Annotated in this window: 20 protein-coding genes; 14 read left to right on the forward strand and 6 right to left on the reverse strand. The window is 65.6% G+C overall.

Annotated features, from left to right (window positions below):
* The first annotated feature begins 42 nt into the window (after nucleotides 1-42).
* Genes F9Z44_RS13585 through tolA form a run of 9 tightly spaced genes read left to right on the forward strand, consistent with a single transcriptional unit; the run spans nucleotide 43 to nucleotide 6,597 of the window.
* Complete coding sequence (locus F9Z44_RS13585) at nucleotides 43-687, forward strand: riboflavin synthase (RefSeq protein ID WP_159606975.1); 645 nt, start codon at nucleotides 43-45, stop codon at nucleotides 685-687.
* Nucleotides 684-1,814 carry a bifunctional 3,4-dihydroxy-2-butanone-4-phosphate synthase/GTP cyclohydrolase II gene (gene ribBA / locus F9Z44_RS13590; protein WP_159606977.1) on the forward strand — a complete coding sequence of 377 codons (1,131 nt, stop codon included), beginning with the start codon at nucleotides 684-686 and terminating at the stop codon, nucleotides 1,812-1,814. Before F9Z44_RS13585 ends, ribBA begins: the two co-directional genes overlap by 4 nt.
* A 36-nt stretch (nucleotides 1,815-1,850) precedes the next feature.
* Nucleotides 1,851-2,315: a 6,7-dimethyl-8-ribityllumazine synthase gene (ribH, locus tag F9Z44_RS13595; protein WP_159606979.1), complete on the forward strand. Its 465-nt coding sequence runs from the start codon at nucleotides 1,851-1,853 to the stop codon at nucleotides 2,313-2,315.
* A gap of 2 nt (nucleotides 2,316-2,317) precedes the next feature.
* Entirely contained in the window at nucleotides 2,318-2,848 is a 531-nt protein-coding gene (nusB, locus tag F9Z44_RS13600; protein ID WP_159606981.1) for a transcription antitermination factor NusB, read from the forward strand.
* Nucleotides 2,845-4,065, forward strand: a complete 1,221-nt coding sequence (locus tag F9Z44_RS13605) for a pyridoxal phosphate-dependent aminotransferase (protein WP_159606983.1) — start codon at nucleotides 2,845-2,847, stop codon at nucleotides 4,063-4,065. Before nusB ends, F9Z44_RS13605 begins: the two co-directional genes overlap by 4 nt.
* Nucleotides 4,062-4,520, forward strand: a complete 459-nt coding sequence (gene ybgC / locus F9Z44_RS13610; protein ID WP_159606985.1) for a tol-pal system-associated acyl-CoA thioesterase — start codon at nucleotides 4,062-4,064, stop codon at nucleotides 4,518-4,520. Before F9Z44_RS13605 ends, ybgC begins: the two co-directional genes overlap by 4 nt.
* A 33-nt stretch (nucleotides 4,521-4,553) precedes the next feature.
* A complete protein-coding gene (tolQ, locus tag F9Z44_RS13615) occupies nucleotides 4,554-5,252 on the forward strand; it encodes a protein TolQ (RefSeq protein WP_159606987.1) in 699 nt (232 codons plus the stop codon).
* 2 nt (nucleotides 5,253-5,254) lie between these two features.
* Nucleotides 5,255-5,698: a biopolymer transporter ExbD gene (locus F9Z44_RS13620; RefSeq protein WP_159606989.1), complete on the forward strand. Its 444-nt coding sequence runs from the start codon at nucleotides 5,255-5,257 to the stop codon at nucleotides 5,696-5,698.
* 8 nt (nucleotides 5,699-5,706) lie between these two features.
* Nucleotides 5,707-6,597 (forward strand): cell envelope integrity protein TolA, encoded by an 891-nt coding sequence (gene tolA / locus F9Z44_RS13625; protein WP_159606991.1) that lies wholly within the window; start codon nucleotides 5,707-5,709, stop codon nucleotides 6,595-6,597.
* Nucleotides 6,598-6,715: 118 nt separating this feature from the next.
* Here tolA and dnaE read toward each other — a convergent pair whose 3' ends face one another.
* From dnaE to F9Z44_RS13650, 5 genes are all read right to left on the reverse strand, one after another.
* On the reverse strand, nucleotides 6,716-10,273 hold the full coding sequence (gene dnaE / locus F9Z44_RS13630) for a DNA polymerase III subunit alpha (protein WP_159606993.1): 3,558 nt from the start codon (nucleotides 10,271-10,273) through the stop codon (nucleotides 6,716-6,718).
* Nucleotides 10,274-10,309: 36 nt separating this feature from the next.
* On the reverse strand, nucleotides 10,310-11,023 hold the full coding sequence (locus F9Z44_RS13635; protein WP_159606995.1) for a DUF599 domain-containing protein: 714 nt from the start codon (nucleotides 11,021-11,023) through the stop codon (nucleotides 10,310-10,312).
* A gap of 164 nt (nucleotides 11,024-11,187) precedes the next feature.
* A complete protein-coding gene (locus F9Z44_RS13640; protein WP_159606997.1) occupies nucleotides 11,188-11,742 on the reverse strand; it encodes a flavodoxin family protein in 555 nt (184 codons plus the stop codon).
* 72 nt (nucleotides 11,743-11,814) lie between these two features.
* On the reverse strand, nucleotides 11,815-12,222 hold the full coding sequence (locus F9Z44_RS13645; protein WP_159606999.1) for a DoxX family protein: 408 nt from the start codon (nucleotides 12,220-12,222) through the stop codon (nucleotides 11,815-11,817).
* A gap of 50 nt (nucleotides 12,223-12,272) precedes the next feature.
* Nucleotides 12,273-12,974 carry a pirin family protein gene (locus F9Z44_RS13650; protein WP_159607001.1) on the reverse strand — a complete coding sequence of 234 codons (702 nt, stop codon included), beginning with the start codon at nucleotides 12,972-12,974 and terminating at the stop codon, nucleotides 12,273-12,275.
* Between the two features lie 151 nt (nucleotides 12,975-13,125).
* On the opposite strand from F9Z44_RS13650, the gene F9Z44_RS13655 reads away from it, so the two are divergent.
* The 3 genes from F9Z44_RS13655 (at nucleotide 13,126) to gluQRS (ending at nucleotide 16,213) form a co-directional block, all read left to right on the forward strand.
* Complete coding sequence (locus F9Z44_RS13655) at nucleotides 13,126-14,073, forward strand: LysR family transcriptional regulator (RefSeq protein ID WP_159607003.1); 948 nt, start codon at nucleotides 13,126-13,128, stop codon at nucleotides 14,071-14,073.
* Nucleotides 14,074-14,177: 104 nt separating this feature from the next.
* Nucleotides 14,178-15,278 carry an NAD(P)/FAD-dependent oxidoreductase gene (locus tag F9Z44_RS13660; RefSeq protein ID WP_159607005.1) on the forward strand — a complete coding sequence of 367 codons (1,101 nt, stop codon included), beginning with the start codon at nucleotides 14,178-14,180 and terminating at the stop codon, nucleotides 15,276-15,278.
* A gap of 47 nt (nucleotides 15,279-15,325) precedes the next feature.
* Nucleotides 15,326-16,213 (forward strand): tRNA glutamyl-Q(34) synthetase GluQRS, encoded by an 888-nt coding sequence (gene gluQRS / locus F9Z44_RS13665; protein ID WP_159607007.1) that lies wholly within the window; start codon nucleotides 15,326-15,328, stop codon nucleotides 16,211-16,213.
* A 62-nt stretch (nucleotides 16,214-16,275) separates the two neighbouring features.
* Here the strand turns inward: gluQRS and F9Z44_RS23155 are convergent, their stop codons facing one another.
* A complete protein-coding gene (locus F9Z44_RS23155; protein WP_274382128.1) occupies nucleotides 16,276-16,410 on the reverse strand; it encodes a hypothetical protein in 135 nt (44 codons plus the stop codon).
* 9 nt (nucleotides 16,411-16,419) lie between these two features.
* On the opposite strand from F9Z44_RS23155, the gene F9Z44_RS13670 reads away from it, so the two are divergent.
* Both F9Z44_RS13670 and trmB read left to right on the forward strand, forming a co-directional pair.
* Nucleotides 16,420-16,749, forward strand: a complete 330-nt coding sequence (locus F9Z44_RS13670) for a hypothetical protein (protein ID WP_159607009.1) — start codon at nucleotides 16,420-16,422, stop codon at nucleotides 16,747-16,749.
* Between the two features lie 93 nt (nucleotides 16,750-16,842).
* On the forward strand, nucleotides 16,843-17,571 hold the full coding sequence (gene trmB, locus F9Z44_RS13675) for a tRNA (guanosine(46)-N7)-methyltransferase TrmB (RefSeq protein WP_159607011.1): 729 nt from the start codon (nucleotides 16,843-16,845) through the stop codon (nucleotides 17,569-17,571).
* The last annotated feature ends 8 nt before the right edge of the window (nucleotides 17,572-17,579 follow it).

Here is a 17,579-nt window from a genome sequence, read left to right on the forward strand (position 1 = left end):
CCGGCACAAGGTCGCTTTCGCAAACCCTGCGAAAATAGCCGGATGTTTACCGGCATCATCACCGGCGTGGGGCGCATCGCCGCCCTCCACGACCTGGGCAGCTCTTTGGACCATGGCAAGCGACTCACGATCGAGGCACCCCCCGGGTATCTTGATGACGTCGGCTTGGGCGACAGCATTGCGCTCAACGGCGCCTGCATGACCGTGACCACGCTGGATCTGCCCCAGCAGCGTTTCACCATCGACATCTCGGCCGAGTCGCTTGCCCGCACCGCGGGGCTGGCGCAGGCCGGACACCGCATCAATCTGGAAAAGGCCCTTCGCGCCCACGACCGTCTGGGCGGGCACATCGTCTCCGGTCATGTGGATGGCGTCGGGCGCGTGACCCGTTTTGCCCAGGTGGGCGAAAGCTGGGAGTTGCGGGTGATGGCGCCGCCCGAACTCGGCAAATACCTCGCCTACAAGGGCTCCATCACCGTCAACGGCGTGAGCCTGACTGTCAATTCGGTCAAAGACACCACCGAGGGCTGTGAATTCAGCATCAACCTCATACCCCACACAGTGGAGAACACCTCGCTGGGCCAGTTGACCAACGGCAGCGCGGTCAATCTGGAAATCGACACCGTCGCGCGCTACGTGGAGCGCATGCTCAGCGCCGGCCAACCCAATCTCAAGGAACCCGCATGAACGCGCCTGAAACCCTGGCCCCAGTGGCCATCTCCCCCGTGGAAGACATCGTGGCCGACATGCGCGCCGGGCGCATGGTGATCCTGGTCGACGAAGAAGACCGCGAAAACGAAGGCGACCTGGTGCTCGCTGCCGACCATGTGACCCCGGAAGCCATCAACTTCATGGCCCGCTTTGGGCGAGGCCTGATCTGCCTCACTCTCACCAAAGAGCGCTGCGAGCGCCTGCAACTGCCCCCCATGGTGCCGCGCAACGGCACGAAGATGGGCACGGCATTCACCATCTCCATTGAAGCGGCCGAGGGCGTGACCACCGGTATTTCGGCGGCTGACCGCGCGCGCACGGTGCAGGCGGCGGTGGCGCCCAACGCCGTGGCGGCCGATCTGGTGCAGCCCGGCCACATCTTCCCGCTGCAGGCGGTTGAAGGCGGCGTGCTCATGCGCGCGGGCCACACCGAAGCCGGTTGCGACCTGGCCGCCATGGCCGGCTGCAGCCCCAGCGCCGTGATCTGCGAAATCATGAAGGACGACGGCACCATGGCCCGCCTGCCCGACCTGCAGGTGTTCGCAGCCGAGCACGGACTGAAAATCGGCACCATCGCCGACTTGATCGAGCACCGCAGCCGCACCGAATGCCTGGTGAAGAAACTGGGCACCCGCAGCCTGAACACCGCGTTTGGCGAGTTCCAGGTGCACGCCTTCAGTGACGAGCCCAGCGGTGCCCTGCATCTCGCTCTCGTCAAAGGCCAATGGAGCCCAGACCAGTCGGTCGCCGTGCGCGTGCACGAGCCGCTGTCGGTGCTTGATACGCTGGAGGTTGGCCGCTCCATGCATTCGTGGAGCCTGGAGGCCAGCCTGCGCCACATCAGCGAAACCGGTGCCGGCGTGGCCGTGCTGCTCAACTGTGGCGAGACTGCTGCGCAGCTGTTGGCACAGTTTGAAGGCACCGCCCGCTCGGCCCAGGCGCCCGAGCGCGGCCGCATGGATCTGCGCACGTATGGCGTGGGCGCGCAGATCCTGCGCGATTGCGGCGTGCACAGGATGCAGCTCATGGGCAACCCGCGCCGCATGCCCAGCATGACCGGCTACGGCCTGGAAATCACCGGTTACCTCAGCCGCAACGGCTGAGCCCATTCAACTCATCATCAAGAAACGGAGCCGCACATGTTCGGCGCAGACAAAGGCACGGCCCACTTGCTCGACGGCAAGAAGCTCAGCATCGGGATCGTTCAGGCCCGCTTCAACGAACCCATCACCGACGCGCTGTACAACGCCTGCCTGGCGGAGTTGGTCGCGCTCGGCGTACAGGAGAAAAACATCGCTCATGTGAAGGTACCCGGAGCGCTTGAAGTGCCCGTGGCGCTGCAGGCCATGGCAGAGCGAGACGACTTCGACGCACTCATCGCCCTGGGTTGCATCATCCGCGGCGAAACCTACCACTTCGAACTGGTGGCCAACGAGTCGGGGGCTGGCGTCACGCGCCTGGCCCTGGACTACCAGATCCCCATCGCCAACGCCATCCTGACCACCGAAACGCTGGAGCAGGCCATCGCGCGCAAAACCGACAAGGGCCGCGATGCGGCCCGCGTGGCTGTGGAAATGGCCCACCTGCTGCAAGAGATCGGTTGAACATGACCACAGAACTCCCCACCCCCGAGGGCGAAAAGGCCAAGAGCGGCCTGATCGGTCGCAAGGCCGCCGACAAATCGGCCCGCACCCGCGCCCGTGAATTCGCCCTGCAGGCGATTTACCAGCACCTGGTAGGACGCAACGCCACCAGTGACATCGACGTCTTCACGCGCGATCTCGCCGGCTTCCACAAATGCGACAGCGTGCACTTTGACGCATTGCTGCACGGCAGCATCGATCAGGCGGAGGCACTGGATGCGTTGATCAAGCCTTTGCTCGATCGCCCGTTGGTCGAGCTCTCGCCGATAGAGCGCGGTGTGCTGTGGATCGGCACATACGAATTCCAGCACTGCCTGGACGTGCCCTGGCGCGTGGTGCTCAACGAATGCATCGAGCTGGCCAAATCGTTCGGTGGCACCGATGGTCACAAGTACGTCAACGGCGTGCTGCACCAGTTGGCCGCGCAGCTGCGCCCGGTCGAAGTGGCCGCAGCGCCCTCCAAGCCCGGCTCGCGCAAGTCATCTGCGCCGTGAGGATTTCGCAGCGCGCCCAGCGCGTCGATCCCTTCTACGTGATGGAGCTGGCGAAGGCAGCATCCGACATGGCGGCCCAGGCGAAGCCGGGCGGCCGGTCGATGATCTACCTGAACATCGGCGAACCTGATTTCACTGCGCCACCGTTGGTCACAGCCGCGGCCGAACGCGCGATCCGCGATGGGCGCAGCCAGTACACGCAGGCACTCGGCCTGCCTGCCTTGCGTGAAGCCATCAGCGGCTGGTACGCCTCGCGGTTCGGTCTCTCGATCGACGCCAGCCGCATCGTGGTCACCGCAGGCGCCTCCGCCGCGCTGCAATTGGCCTGCCTGGCGCTCATTGATGCCGGCGACGAAGTGCTGATGCCGGACCCGAGCTATCCCTGCAACCGGCAGTTCGTGCAAGCCGCCGAAGGCCGCGCGGTGATGATTCCCAGCGGCCCCGAGCAGCGTTTTCAGCTGAGCGCAGCGCAAGTCGAAGCCCACTGGACCCCGGCCACACGCGGTGTGCTGCTGGCCTCGCCGTCCAACCCCACGGGCACCTCTATTGCCCGCGACGAGCTTGAGCGCATCGCGCGCTGCGTGCGCTCAAAAGACGGCGTGACCATGGTCGACGAGATCTACCTCGGCCTGAGCTACGAGGATGCATTCGGCCACAGCGCGCTCGGCCTGCCAGACAGCCTCGGTGACGAGGTCATCAGCATCAACAGCTTCAGCAAGTACTTCAACATGACCGGCTGGCGCCTGGGTTGGCTGGTGCTGCCACCCGCTCTGGTGCCTGCGGTGGAGCGTCTGGCGCAGAACCTCTTCATTTGCGCCAGCACCATTGCACAACACGCGGCGCTGGCCTGCTTCGAGCCCGACAGCCTGACTGAATACGAACGCCGCCGCAGCCAGTTCAAAGCACGGCGCGACTATTTCATTCCCGAGCTCAACCGCCTGGGCCTGACCGTGCCGGTGATGCCCGACGGCGCCTTCTACGCCTGGGCCGATGTGAGCGGGCTGTGCGACCGGTGGGGCATTCCGCCCCAAGGCTCGCGACCCGATGAGGGCGGCAGCTGGGCACTGGCGTTTGAGCTCATGAAACGTTGCCAACTGGCCGCCACACCGGGGCGCGACTTCGGCAGCGCCGACCCCGGCCGGTACCTGCGCTTCTCCACCGCCAATTCGATGGCGCAGCTTCGTGAGGCGGTGTCTCGCCTGGAGCAAGCGCTGTGAGCGTGCCCGCACTGCAATCCGCACCGTTCAGCTGGCCCGTGCGGGTCTACTGGGAAGACACGGACGCAGGCGGTATCGTGTTCTATGCCAACTACCTGAAATTTTTCGAGCGCGCCCGTACCGAATGGCTGCGCGCGTTGGGCATCGAACAGCAGCGCCTGCGCGAACAGCTCGGTGGCATGTTCGTCGTCACCCAGACGCAGTTGCAATACCACCGGCCTGCACGGCTGGATGATTTGCTTCTGGTTACAGCACGGGTGGTGGAAGCGGGCCGCGCGTCCATGACAATCGAGCAGACCGCGCTACTGAAACCGCAGCAGAGCGATACGGCGGGCAGCGAACCAGCGCCACTGCTCTGCAGCGGTACCATCCGCATCGGCTGGGTTGACGATCGCCAGTTGCGCCCGCAGCGCATTCCGCCCGCCGTGATGGCCGCGCTCCAGCTGCCGCCCTGAAACTTCTTCACGACCCGCCATCTCTGAACACCCATGAACCAAGATCTCTCCATCGTTCAATTGATGCTCAACGCCAGTTGGGTGGTGCAGGCCGTGGTGGTGCTGCTCATGGTCGTGTCCGTCATGAGCTGGGCCGCCATCTTCCGCAAGGTGTTCTCGCTCAAGCGCGTGCGTGCCCACAACGACGACTTCGAGCGTGAGTTCTGGTCGGGTACCAACCTCAACGACCTGTATGCCGCCGCCGCCCAGAGCGCCAAACACGGTGGCCCCATGGAACGCATCTTTGCCAGCGGCATGCGCGAATACCAGAAGCTGCGCGAGCGCCGCATCACCGACAACGGCGCCCTGCTCGACGGCGCGCGCCGCGCCATGCGCGCGAGCTTCCAGCGCGAACTCGACGTGCTGGAAACCAACCTCTCGTTCCTGGCTTCGGTCGGCTCGGTCTCGCCGTATGTGGGCCTGTTCGGCACGGTGTGGGGCATCATGCACGCCTTCACCGGCTTGGCAGCGCTGGCCCAGGTGACCCTGGCCACCGTGGCGCCCGGCATCGCCGAGGCCCTCGTGGCCACCGCCATCGGCCTGTTCGCCGCCATCCCCGCCGTCGTGTTCTACAACCGCTTTGCGCACGACATCGACCGCGTGGCCAACGCCATGGAGACCTTCATGGAAGAGTTCTCCAACATCCTGCAGCGCAACCTGGGCGCTCAGACACAAACCCCCTCGGGACACTGAACATGCCCGCCGTTTCTTCACGCGGCCGAGGCCGTCGCACCATCAACGAGATCAACATGGTCCCGTTCATCGACGTGATGCTCGTGCTGCTGATCATCTTCATGGTCACGGCCCCGCTCATCACGCCGAGCCAGATCGCGCTGCCCAGCGTGGGCCAGGCCGGGCGCCAGCCCGACCGTTTCGTGGCGGTGGTGATCGACAAGGACGAGCAGATCAAGGTGCGCGAAGGATCGGCCAGCACCGAGCCGCAACCGGTGACCATGGGCCAGCTGGTGGCGCGTGTGAAGCAGTTGCAGGCCGGCAAAGGTGCCGCACACGAAGGCGGCGTGCCAGTGGTCATCAGCGCCGACAAGAACGTGAAGTACGACGCGGTCGTGCGCGTGATGAGCACCCTGCAAGAGGCGGGGATCGCCCGCGTCGGCCTGTCCGTGCAAACCTCACGCTGATTTGCCGCATGCAATCCACCGCCGACCACCTCGACCTGGCCCCGCCGCCCACCGGCCGCTGGCTCGGCCCGATGGGCCTGGCGCTGGTCGCGCATGGCCTGCTGATGATCGCGCTCACCTGGGGCGTGAGTTGGCAGAACGATGCCGAACCGGTGACGTTCGAAGCCGAGCTCTGGTCGCGCCTGCCGCAGCAGGCTGCGCCGCGTGCGGTGGAGCCTCCACCGCCTCCGCCAGCGCCCCCCCCGCCTGCCCCTCCCAAACCCACCCCGGTGCCCGCACCCGCACCACCACCCCCCTCGCCCAACCAGGCCGAGATCGCCACCGCGCAAGCGAAGAAGAAGGCCGAGGCCGAGAAGAAGGCGCGTGAGGAAGAGGCCAAAAAACTCGCGGCCACGAAAGCCGCCGAGAAGGCAGCGGCGGAGAAAAAAGCCGCAGCGGAAAAGGCAGCCGACGAAAAGGAGCGCCAGCAGAAACTGGCCGACCAGAAGCGCGAGCAAGAACGCAAGGCCGAAGCCGCAGACGCCAAGCGCCGCGACCAGCTGCGAGACGAACAGATCACCCGCATGATGGGCCAGGCCGGCGCCACCGGTGGCCCACAAAGCACGGGCACCGCGCAGCAGTCCAGTGGCCCCACGCCAGGCTACGGCGCCAAGGTGGCCGCGCGCATCAAACCCAACGTGGTGTTCACCGACGTGGCCCCGGGCAACCCGCGCGCCGAGGTCGAGGTGCGCACCGCACCCGACGGCACCATCACCTCGCGCAAGCTCACCAAGAGCAGCGGCAACGCCGCCTGGGACGAGGCCGTGCTGCGAGCCATCGACCGCACCAGCAGCCTGCCGCGCGACACGGACGGACGCGTGCCGTCTTCGTTGGTGATCGGTCTGCGTCCGCTGGACTGATCAAGTACCTTTCCGGCGCGCGATCCCCACACCAGATACATCGCGGAACCGGCTTTGCCCGGCCGCAGATGTTGTCCCCCTTCAGGGGGAAGCCGCGCAGCGGCGCAGGGGGTGCCTCCTAGTCAAACACGATTTCCGCCCGTTGCTCGTGCGCCTGCGCCATCCAGCTGGCCAGCGCCGCATCGGTCGGGAAAAACAGCGCGCGGTCGTCCAGCTGCAGTTCGCACTGCGCACCCTCGCGCAGCAATTGCAGCCGCACCGGCAAGCCGCGCACCAGTTCGCCCTGCTCCGTCACTTCCCGCTTGGGCGGAAACTCGCGCACCAGTTGAGCCACGGCAGGCGAATGGCCGTTCACCGCCACGCGCAGGTACTTGCCGAAGCGGCAGCGCGCGGCGGCCAGGTCCCACACCTGCTGGATCTTCAGGCGCACGCCGCCCGAGAAACGGTCGGGCTGGGCCACCGCCTGCACGATGATGAGTTCGTCGTCTTTCAGCAGGTTGCGGTGCGCGTTGATCAGGTTCTCGTCGGCGCTGGTTTCAAACACGCCGGTCTTGTCGTCGAGCTTGAACAATGCGAGCTTGCCGCGTTGACCGTTGATGACGCGAAAGTCGGTCACGATGCCGGCCAGGATCACCGGGTCGCGGCTTTCCACCACATCGCCCAGCGGTGTGCGCGCAAACCGGCGCACCTCGCGCTCCACCTCGTCGAACAAATGGCCCGAGAAGTAGAAGCCGATCGCGGTCTTCTCCATCGTCAGGCGTTCCTTCACGCCCCAAGGCGTGGTGGCCACCAGGTCAGGGTCTTGCGTGCTGGAGCCGTGGTCGCTGTCGCCAAAGATGTCGGCTTGCGCGGCGTTGGCGGCCGACGCGGCGGCAAAAGTGAATGCACGGTCCACCGAGGCCAGCAGTTCGGCGCGGTTGAGGTGCAGTGAATCGAAACCACCCGCCTTGATCAGCGCCTCGACCGTGCGTTTGTTCAGGCGCGTGCGGTCCACACGCACACAGAAATCGAACAGGCTCTTGAACGGGCCGGCCTCATGGCCGCGCGGACCTTCGCCGCGGCCTTCGCGCGCCGCCACGATGGCCTCGATCGCTCCCTGGCCCGTGCCCTTGATGGCGCCCAGGCCGTAGCGGATGACTTTGTTGGTCACAGGCTCAAAGCGGTGAAAGCCGCGGTTCACGTCCGGCGCTTCGAAGCTCATGCCCATCTTGAGTGCGTCTTCGTGCAAGACCTTGAGCTTGTCGGTGTCGTCCATCTCCACCGTCATGTTGGCGCAGAAGAACTCGGCCGTGTAGTGCACCTTGAGCCAGCCGGTGTGGTACGCCAGCAGCGAGTACGCAGCGGCGTGCGACTTGTTGAAGCCGTAGCCCGCGAACTTCTCCATCAGGTCGAAGATCTCGTCTGCCTTTTCTTGCGAGATGTTGTTCTTCGCCGCACCGGCGCGGAAGATCTCGCGGTGCTCGGCCATCTCCTCGGCCTTCTTCTTGCCCATGGCGCGGCGCAGCATGTCGGCGCCACCGAGCGAATAGCCGCCCAGGATCTGCGCGGTCTGCATCACCTGCTCCTGGTAAACCATGATGCCGTAGGTCTCGGAGAGCATCTCCGCCACCAGCGGGTGCGGGTACTCGATGACTTCCTTGCCATGCTTGCGGTTCACGAAGCTGGGGATCAGGTCCATGGGGCCTGGCCGGTACAGCGCGTTCAGGGCAATCAGGTCTTCCAGCCGGCTCGGTTTGGCGTCTTTCAGCATGCCCTGCATGCCGCGGCTTTCAAACTGGAACACGGCCTCGGTCTGCCCGCGCGAGAACAGCGCGTAGACCTTGGCGTCCGTCAGCGGAATGTCTTCAAAACGGAAGCCTTCCTGGCCTGGGTGGCGCTTCATGATCAGCTCGCGCGCGATCTCCAGGATGGTCAGCGTGGCCAGGCCCAGAAAGTCGAACTTCACGAGACCAATGGCCTCCACGTCGTCCTTGTCGTACTGGCTCACAGCCGAGTCGCTGCCGGGCTGCGCGTACAGCGGGCAGAAGTCGGTGAGCTTGCCGGGCGCAATCAGCACACCACCGGCGTGCATGCCGATGTTGCGCGTCATGCCTTCGAGCTTCTGAGCCAGTTCGATCAGCGTCTTGACGTCGTCTTCCTTGGCGATGCGCTCGGCCAGCACCGGCTCCATCTCGATCGCGTAGTTGTTCTTGTCGCCCTCCTTCTTCGGATTCGGCGGGTACTGCAACGTGACCGACATGCCCGGCTTGTTCGGGATCAGCTTGGAGATGCCGTCGCAGAAGCCGTAGGAGAAATCGAGCACGCGGCCCACGTCGCGAATGGCGGCGCGCGCGGCCAGCGTGCCGAAGGTGGCGATCTGGCTCACCGCGTCCTTGCCGTACTTGTCCTTGACGTAGTCGATCACGCGGTCGCGGTTGGTCTGGCAGAAGTCGATGTCGAAGTCGGGCATGGACACCCGCTCCGGGTTCAAAAAGCGCTCGAACAGCAGCTTGTATTGGAGCGGGTCGAGGTCGGTGATCTTGAGGGCGTAGGCCACCAGCGAGCCAGCGCCCGAGCCGCGGCCCGGGCCGACCGGGCAGCCGTTGTTCTTGGCCCAGTTGATGAAGTCGCCCACGATCAAAAAGTAGCCCGGGAAGCCCATGTTCAGGATCGTGTTGATCTCGAACTCCAGGCGTTCCACGTAGCGCGGCCGCTCGGCGTCTCGCTTGGCCGCGTCGGGGTACAGGTGGGCCAGGCGCTCTTCGAGCCCTTCAAACGATGACTGGCGGAAGAAGTCCGCCATCGGCATGGGCACGCCATCGATCAGCGGCGTGGGGAAGTTGGGCAGCTGGGGTTTGCCCAGCACCAGCTTGAGGTTGCAGCGCTTGGCAATCTCCAGCGTGTTGGCCACGGCCGAGGGCACATCGGCAAACAGCGCCTGCATCTGCTCGGCGCTCTTGAAGTACTGCTCGCGCGTGAATCGGCGCACGCGCCGGTTGTTGCCGAGGATCTCGCCTTCGGAAATGCAGACCCGCGCCTCGTGCGCCTCGTAGCCGTCGGGCTCGAGAAATTGCACTGGGTGCGTGGCCACCACCGGCAGGTGCAGGCGCGCGGCGAGTTGCACGGTCTGGGACACATGGCGCTCGTCGTCGGCACGGCCAGCGCGTTGCAACTCCAGGTAGAAGCGGTGCGTGAACAGGGTGGAGAGCTGCAGCGCCATGTCGGTCGCACGCTGCGTGTCGCCCTGCATCAGCGCCTGCCCCACCGGGCCGGCCTGCGCGCCCGACAGCATGATCAAACCGGCGTTGCATTCCTGGAGCCAGTCGCGGTGCACCAGTGCCTGGCCCCGGCCTTCGTTGCGCGTCCAGGCGCGGGCCAGCAGCTCGCTCAGGTTCAGGTAACCCTGGTGGTCCTGCACCAGCAGCAGCACGCGCGGTGCGGCGGGCTGGTGGCTGCCGGGCATAGCGCCGGGCGTCTCTTCGGTGAAGCCCTGCAGCATCACCTCGGCGCCGATGATGGGTTTGACGCCCACGCCGCGCGCGGCCTTGTAGAACTTGACGGCGCCGAACAGGTTGCTCAGGTCGGTGATGGCCAGCGCGGGCTGGCGGTCGGCGGCCGCGGCGGCCACGACTTCATCGATGCGGTTGGTGCCGTCGACGACGGAGAATTCGGTGTGCAGGCGCAGATGGGTGAACATCGACCCATTTTAGAAGGCACGGTGCCTCCCGCCCGCTCAGTTCGGCGGTGGTATTTCGTCCTTGAGGATGCTCAGCACCTCGGAGCGGAACTCGCGGCTGTAGAGAATGGCGACCACCGCCAGCGTGGCCACCACCATGGCCACCGGCGATACGAACCAGGCGAGCGCAGCAAAAGAAAAGTAGTAAGCCCGCAGCCCGTCGTTGAAGGTCTCGGCAGCTGCGCCCACCATGGCCGCAGCACGCCCGGCGTACGCACGCCGGTCGTGCTTGCCGGCCTCGAAATCTTCAACCGGCGGCATGGCGCCAATGATCAAAGCCACGAAGGTGTACTGCCGCATGCACCAGGAAAAACGGAAGAAGGCATACACGAAGATCGACACCATCACCAGGATCTTGAACTCGAAGACGATCAGGGTGGTGGTCTGCGCGAACGGGATTTCGCTCATCAGCTCGGTGGCTTTGTCGGTGGTGCCGAGCAGGGCAAACAAACCACCGATGACCAGGATGGAGGTGGACGAGAAAAAGGCCGGCGTGTTGGACAGCGTCTGGGTGATCAGGCCATCGAGCATGCGCGGGTCGCGCGCGGTGGTCTGCGTCATCCAGTAGCCGCGGTAACGGTTGGTGGTCTCGATGAGCGAGCCCATCTTGCGGCCCCACACCCGGGCAAACCACGCATAGCCGGTCCACAACGCAAAAAAGCAGACCAGCGCCAGCCAGTCTGCCCAGGGAATGATGCTCAGTACTTTCATCCGGCGGATGTTACGCGCACGCCAAATCAAAATCCTGTTCGGACTGAGCTTGTCGAGGTCCATCCGGGCCAGCGGGCGTGGTAACCCTTCGACAGGCTCAGGGCGAACGGAACGTGAGCTCAGGACGAACGGGCCCTGAGCTCAGGGCGAACGAAACCTGGCGATCAAGCCTTGAATTTCGCAGCCGTGGCCGCCACGCGCTGGCCGAACAGCTTCGCCGTCTCCAGATCACCCGGCAGCATTTCGTTGGCGCCCGCGTCTGACGGGCTCTGTGCCATGGCGCCGCTGAAGGAGCCCACGAAGTTCACGTCGTTGCGTTGTGCGGCCTTGCTGTTGCTGGGCATCAGGCCGGTACCGACCCAGATGCCGCTGTGCTGCATGGCCAGGGTGAACAGGTAGTGCAGCGTGGACAGCTTGTCGCCGTTCATGGTGGCGCTGTTGGTGAAACCGGCGAAGACCTTGTCTTTCCACTGCTGGCTGAACCAGGGCTTGCTGGAGGCATCGGCGAATTTCTTGAACTGCCAGCTCACGGTGCCCATGTAGGTGGGCGAACCCATGATGATGGCGTCAGCCGCGGCCAGGGTCTCCCAGCCGCCTTCGGGCAGGTTGCCCTCGGCGTCGATGGCAAGCAGCTCGGCACCAGCGCCTTCAGCGACCGATTGCGCCATGCGCTGGGTATGGCCGTAGCCGGAGTGATAAACGACAACAACTTTGGTCATGGGATGGCTTTCACGAAATTGCGCAGACGACAGTCGGGCGCGGGTTGAAGAAAAAACGGGACCTTGTGACTTTCAAGCGCTGCGGCGGGCGTCCAGGCTGAACGCGCCAGCGCCGAAAGCAGCGAAGGCGAGCAGGCCACCGGTGATGGCGATGTTCTTGAAGAACATCAGGTTCTGCATCATTTGCTGGTCGGCCGGCAGGGACCAGTAGGCGTGGAAGAAGAAGCTGGCCACCAGCGTGAACACGGCCAGGGCAATGGCGGCGATCCGCGTGCGGTAGCCGATCAGAAGCGCCAGGCCACCGAAGAGCTCGATCACCAGCGCGATCGCCACACCCACGGTGGGCAGCGGCAAACCCATGCTGGCGGAGTAGCCGACCATGCCGTCGAAGCCACCGATCTTGCTCCAGCCGGCGGGCACGAAGACCAGAGCCAACAGGATGCGGCCGATCAGGGCCAGGGGATTTTGCAAAGCGTTCATGGTGAGTCCTTGAGTAAAAAAAAGTTGAGTGGAGGGATGGAAAAAATGGTTCAGGCAGCGAGATCGAACACCAGCACTTCGGCATCTTTGCCGTTGGCTAGCGTGAGCTGGCTTTCAGCCGCCAGCACGGCGGCGTCGCCGCCCTTGAGCGTTTCACCGTTCACGTCCAGCGAACCACGCACCAGGTGCACATAAGTCTTGCGCGCAGGGTTCAGGGCCAGCTCGGCGGTCTCCGTGCCGTCCAGCAGGCCGGCGTACATCGACGCGTCGGCGTTGATGTGCACCGAGCCGTCGGCCCCACCGTTGGAGGCCACCAGGCGCAGCTTGCCGCGCTTCTGGTCGTCGGCAAAGGTCTTCTGCTCGTAGCCCGGCTCGATGCCCTTCACGTTGGGCTCGATCCAGATCTGCAGAAAGTGCGTGGTGGCGTCCGGCGCGTGGTTGAACTCGCTGTGGCGCACGCCGCTGCCGGCGCTCATGCGCTGCACGTCGCCGGGCGGGATGCCCTTGACGTTGCCCATGCTGTCCTTGTGCGCCAGGTTGCCCTGCAACACGTAGCTGATGATTTCCATGTCGCGGTGGCCGTGCGTGCCGAAACCGGTGCCGGGGGCGATGCGGTCTTCGTTGATCACACGCAGGTTGCCCCAGCCCATCCAGGCCGGGTCAAAGTACTCGGCAAACGAGAACGAGTGGGCGCTTTTGAGCCAGCCGTGGTCTGCGAAGCCGCGGGCATCGGAGCGTCGAATCTGGAGCATGGTGTGGTCCTTTCGGTCTGGGAGTGGTGCCGCTGAAACCGGGTGGGTTTCGCTGGCATGGGGTGAATTGTGGGTGCGCTCATGGCCGTTGAGACTGCACGTATTTGATGGCATCATTCAAATATTCTGAACACATAAGCCCCATACAAACATGGCCTCTTCCACGCCTCGCGCCGCCTTGTCCCCCGAGAACCTGGGTTTGCTGGAGGCCGTGGCGCGCCTGGGCAGCATGGCCGCCGCCGCGCGCGAGGTGGGCATGGTGCCCAGCGCGCTGACCTACCGCATCCGACAGGTCGAGGACGCGCTGGATGTGCTGCTGTTCGACCGCAGCGCCCGACGCGCCGTGCTCACGCCCGCAGGCGCCGAGCTGCTGCGCTCCGGACAGTATTTGTTGAGCGAACTCGATGCGGTGGCGCAGCGCGTCAAGCGCGTGGCCACTGGCTGGGAACCGCAGCTCACCATCGCAGCCGACGCGATCATTGCGCGCGCCACGCTGTTCGAGCTCTGCGAAGCCTTCTACGCCGAGGGCGCGCCCACGCGGCTGAAGCTGCGCGCAGAAACGCTCTCGGGCACGGTGGAGGCCTTGCAGATGGGTCAGGCCGACCTGGCCCTGGGTGTGCCGAGCGACCTCTCGCTGCCCGAAATCCAGTCGGCGCCGCTGGGGCCGATCACGTTTGTCTACGCGGTCGCACCCCACCATGCGCTGGCGGCGGTGGGCCACAGCCTGTGCGATGAAGAACTGCGCGAACACCGCGCCGTGGCCGTGGCCGACAGTGCCCAACGCGGGCGCGGCGTCACCCACAACCTGCTGCCCGGGCAGGACGTGCTGACCGTGCCCACCATGCAGCACAAACTGGAAGCGCAGCTGCGCGGCCTGGGAGGTGGCTTTCTGCCGCTGCCGCTGGCACAGCCCTTCATTGCAGCCGGGCGGCTGGTGGTGAAAAACGTGCAGAGGCCCGACCGCAGCCTGCGCGTGGCCTACGCCTGGCGACAGCCGCGCACCGCGAGCGACATGGGTCGTGCGCTGCGATGGTGGCTGGATCGCCTGCAAAGCCCGCAGACCCGCGCCGCGCTGCTGAGCAACCACCACCAGATTTGATCACCCCCGTAGCGCCCGTGGCGCCTCCCCCCAGGGAGCAACTGCTACAGTCAACAGCACTCCACCCAGCCCGATCAAGCGTCATCAAGAAAGCGCCACGAGACATGACCACATCTTCCAAGACCCGCGCCAAGAATGCTTCCGCCCCCAAAGCCAAGGCCGCCAGGCCTCTGGGTCTGCATGTCGCCGTGGTCGGCGCCGGCATGGCGGGCGTGGTGTGTGCGCGCACGCTGGTGCAGGCCGGGCACCGGGTCACGCTGTTCGAGAAAAGCCGTGGCCTGGGCGGTCGCATGTCGACCCGGCGCACCGAGTTCGGTGGCTTCGACCATGGATCACAGTACTTCACCGTGCGCGACGCGCGTTTCGAGAAGGCCCTGCGCAGCAACGCCACCTCGGTGGTGCGCCCCTGGAGCGCCAGCACCGTGCGCGTGCTCGACGAATTCGGCCATGTGCTGGCCAGTGCGCCCCCGCCCACCGAACCACACTTCGTGGCCTCGCCCGGCATGAACGCCCTGGTGGGCCTGTGGGCGCAGCCGCTGGCGGCCAACACCTTGCTCGACACCCGCGTGACCCAGATCGAGCGTGACGCACTGCACCCCGAACAATGGCAACTGCGCACCGAGGACAGCGCTGGTGGCCTGCAGGTGCTCGGCGGCTTCGACCGCGTGGTGCTGGCCATCCCGCACCCGCAGGTGCACGACCTGTTGCGAGTCTCGGGCCTTGCGCCCGAACTGCGCCAGGCGCTGGCACCCGTGCACGTTGCACCCTGCTGGACGCTGATGGTCGCCTATCCCCAGGCCATGCAGCCCGGACTGCCCCACCTGGGCCCGCAGTGGAACGCCGCGCGCAGCACGCACCACCGCATCAGCTGGCTGGCGCGCGAATCGAGCAAGCCCGGGCGCGACCCGATCGAGCGCTGGACCATCCAGGCCAGCCCCGCCTGGTCCACCAAACACCTCGAAGACGACGCCGAGCGCGTGAAGGCCAAGCTGCTCAAGGGCTTCGCCGAGATCACCGGCATCCGCGCCACACCCACCTTTGCCGTGGCACACCGCTGGCGATTTGCCCAGACGCAGACGCCCCTGGGCAAGAGCCACCTGTTCGACAAGGCGCTGGGCATCGGCGCGTGTGGGGACTGGTGCCTGGGCCACCGGGTCGAAGACGCGTTTGTCTCCGGCCTTGAAATGGCACTCGAGCTCGCCTGAGCTGTTCTTTTTCCGTTCGGGCTGAGCTTGTCGAAGCCCTCCCCAAGATGGCTGCGTACAGGGGCCGATTTGCCCCCTCCCCCACCGGCCCGCTGCACGCGGGCTCACTCGTTGCAGCGCTGGCCAGTTGGCTCGACGCCCGCGCCCAAGGCGGCGTCTGGCTCGTGCGCATCGAAGACGTGGACACACCGCGCTGCCCGCCCGGCATGGACGAAACCATCCTGCAGCAACTGGCCGCCTGCGGCCTGGTGAGCGACGAGCCGGTGGTCTGGCAATCGCAACGCGACGATCTGTACCAACGGGCACTGGACCAACTCATCGAACGAGGCCACGCCTACCCCTGCGGCTGCTCGCGCAAGGACATTGAAGCGGCCCTGCAGGCCCAGGGCACCCAGCGCGAACGCCACCACATCGCCGTCTATCCCGGCACCTGCCGTCCCGGCCGTGGCGGTCTTCAAGGCAAGCCCGCGCGCGCCTGGCGGCTCCAGTTGCCGGAACCGGGTGAAGTGGCCTGGATCGATCGCCGTCTGGGCCCGCAAACCCAGAACGTCGCCACCGAGGTGGGCGACTTCATCCTCAAGCGCGCCGATGGCCTCTGGGCCTATCAGCTCGCCGTGGTGGTGGACGATGCGGCGCAAGGCATCACCCACGTGGTTCGCGGCGAAGACCTGGCCGACAACACGGCGCGTCAAATCTTGCTCCAGCGTGCACTCGGCCTGCCCACACCGGCCTGGCTGCACACGCCCCTGGTGCTGGGCGCCAACGGCGAAAAGCTCAGCAAACAAAATGGCGCCCAGCCACTGGACCTGTCCGATCCTTTGCACGCACTCAACGCCGCAGCTCAATCCCTGAGCCTGCCGTCCCAAGCCGGGTCGCCCGCAGCCGCGTTGTCGCACTGGACCGGGCTCTGGCCGCACACCACGCAAATCCCATGAAAAAAGCCCGGCCTTGGAATTCCAAGACCGGGCCCGGTGTCAGCGCCTCAGGGGCGCCTGGTTCACAGACAGCAAGCCATGCCGATGCAGCAGGCCGCGCCCGCCACACAGCAAGCGCCCGCCGCCACCGCGAAGGCGGGGGCCGACGACACGGCGATGGCGATCACCGACATGGACTTCAAAAATCTGGATTTCATGGTCATTCCTTGTCAAAGAAAAAAGGGAGTTGCAGTTTTCAGACGAAGGACAAAGCGGGCGGAGGCCGCCAGATATCGGTCAAGGAGGTGGGCAAGTGGATTGCCGGCAAAGTGCTGGGCGGGCTGAGTGCGCACGCGCTGGGCATTGAAAACTCGCTGGCAACCGCCTTGGCCAGCGATGGGCATTGCGCGCAGGAGCCAGGCGTCATCTGCACACAGCACACGGGTTCTTCAAGGCAGCAGCCAGACAGCGCTGCAGCCGGGGCCACCAACGGCGACCACAACAACACCAAGGTGGTGAAGGCGCGGATGAGCAAGCGGCCGACGAAGGTCATGTGAGGTTGGCTGATCCCGTGCATCCGAAAAAGGTTCCCCTGACTGCGATTGACGACCCGAACCCTACAATCGCACTCCCTCGAACCGCACCCCGCCATGACCGACCCTCGACACGCGCAGCCGCGCATCCCCCTGAGTGAAGTGCCCTACGTGCGGCAAGTCAAAAGCTATGTGCTGCGCGCCGGCCGCACCACCGCTGGTCAGGCCAAGGCCTACGAGCTTTTTGCCCCGCGCTGGCTGCTGAACTACACACCGGGCGCTTTTGACGCCAACGCGGCCTTTGGCCGGAGCGCCCCGCTCGTCATGGAAATCGGCTTCGGCATGGGCGGGGCCACCGCGCACATCGCCGCCGTGCGGCCCGAAGACAACTTTCTGTGCTGCGAGGTGCACGAGCCCGGCGTGGGCGCGCTGCTCAAGCTCGCGGGTGAACAGAACCTGGACAACATCCGCATCCTGCGCCACGACGCGGTCGAAGTGCTCGACCACATGCTCGGCGAATCGAGCCTGGACGGCGTGCACATCTTCTTCCCCGATCCCTGGCACAAGAGCCGGCACCACAAACGACGACTGATCCAGCCGGCGTTTGTGCACCGGCTGGCGCGCCACCTCAAGCCCGGCGGGTACCTGCACCTGGCCACCGACTGGGAACCCTATGCCCACCAGATGCTGGAGGTGCTGAACGCCGAGCCGCTGCTGCAGAACACCGCCGAGGCCGGCGGCAGCGGCTTCGTGCCCCAGCCCGGCTACCGGCCCCTGACCAAGTTCGAGAACCGGGGTCTGAAGCTGGGCCACGGCGTGTGGGACCTGGTGTTCCGCCGGGTCTGACGAACACG

This window comes from Hydrogenophaga sp. PBL-H3 (genome assembly GCF_010104355.1).
GTDB lineage: Bacteria > Pseudomonadota > Gammaproteobacteria > Burkholderiales > Burkholderiaceae_C > Hydrogenophaga.

Coding starts and splice junctions, on each gene's coding strand:
- tolA (WP_159606991.1), top strand. CDS start 5,707: ATGCAATCCACCGCCGACCACCTCGACCTGGCCCCGCCGCCCACCGGC.
- ribBA (WP_159606977.1), top strand. CDS start 684: ATGAACGCGCCTGAAACCCTGGCCCCAGTGGCCATCTCCCCCGTGGAA.
- F9Z44_RS13620 (WP_159606989.1), top strand. CDS start 5,255: ATGCCCGCCGTTTCTTCACGCGGCCGAGGCCGTCGCACCATCAACGAG.
- F9Z44_RS13645 (WP_159606999.1), bottom strand. CDS start 12,222: ATGAACGCTTTGCAAAATCCCCTGGCCCTGATCGGCCGCATCCTGTTG.
- F9Z44_RS13585 (WP_159606975.1), top strand. CDS start 43: ATGTTTACCGGCATCATCACCGGCGTGGGGCGCATCGCCGCCCTCCAC.
- gluQRS (WP_159607007.1), top strand. CDS start 15,326: ATGGCTGCGTACAGGGGCCGATTTGCCCCCTCCCCCACCGGCCCGCTG.
- tolQ (WP_159606987.1), top strand. CDS start 4,554: ATGAACCAAGATCTCTCCATCGTTCAATTGATGCTCAACGCCAGTTGG.
- F9Z44_RS13660 (WP_159607005.1), top strand. CDS start 14,178: ATGACCACATCTTCCAAGACCCGCGCCAAGAATGCTTCCGCCCCCAAA.
- nusB (WP_159606981.1), top strand. CDS start 2,318: ATGACCACAGAACTCCCCACCCCCGAGGGCGAAAAGGCCAAGAGCGGC.
- ribH (WP_159606979.1), top strand. CDS start 1,851: ATGTTCGGCGCAGACAAAGGCACGGCCCACTTGCTCGACGGCAAGAAG.
- F9Z44_RS13650 (WP_159607001.1), bottom strand. CDS start 12,974: ATGCTCCAGATTCGACGCTCCGATGCCCGCGGCTTCGCAGACCACGGC.
- trmB (WP_159607011.1), top strand. CDS start 16,843: ATGACCGACCCTCGACACGCGCAGCCGCGCATCCCCCTGAGTGAAGTG.
- F9Z44_RS13635 (WP_159606995.1), bottom strand. CDS start 11,023: ATGAAAGTACTGAGCATCATTCCCTGGGCAGACTGGCTGGCGCTGGTC.
- F9Z44_RS23155 (WP_274382128.1), bottom strand. CDS start 16,410: ATGAAATCCAGATTTTTGAAGTCCATGTCGGTGATCGCCATCGCCGTG.
- F9Z44_RS13655 (WP_159607003.1), top strand. CDS start 13,126: ATGGCCTCTTCCACGCCTCGCGCCGCCTTGTCCCCCGAGAACCTGGGT.
- dnaE (WP_159606993.1), bottom strand. CDS start 10,273: ATGTTCACCCATCTGCGCCTGCACACCGAATTCTCCGTCGTCGACGGC.
- F9Z44_RS13640 (WP_159606997.1), bottom strand. CDS start 11,742: ATGACCAAAGTTGTTGTCGTTTATCACTCCGGCTACGGCCATACCCAG.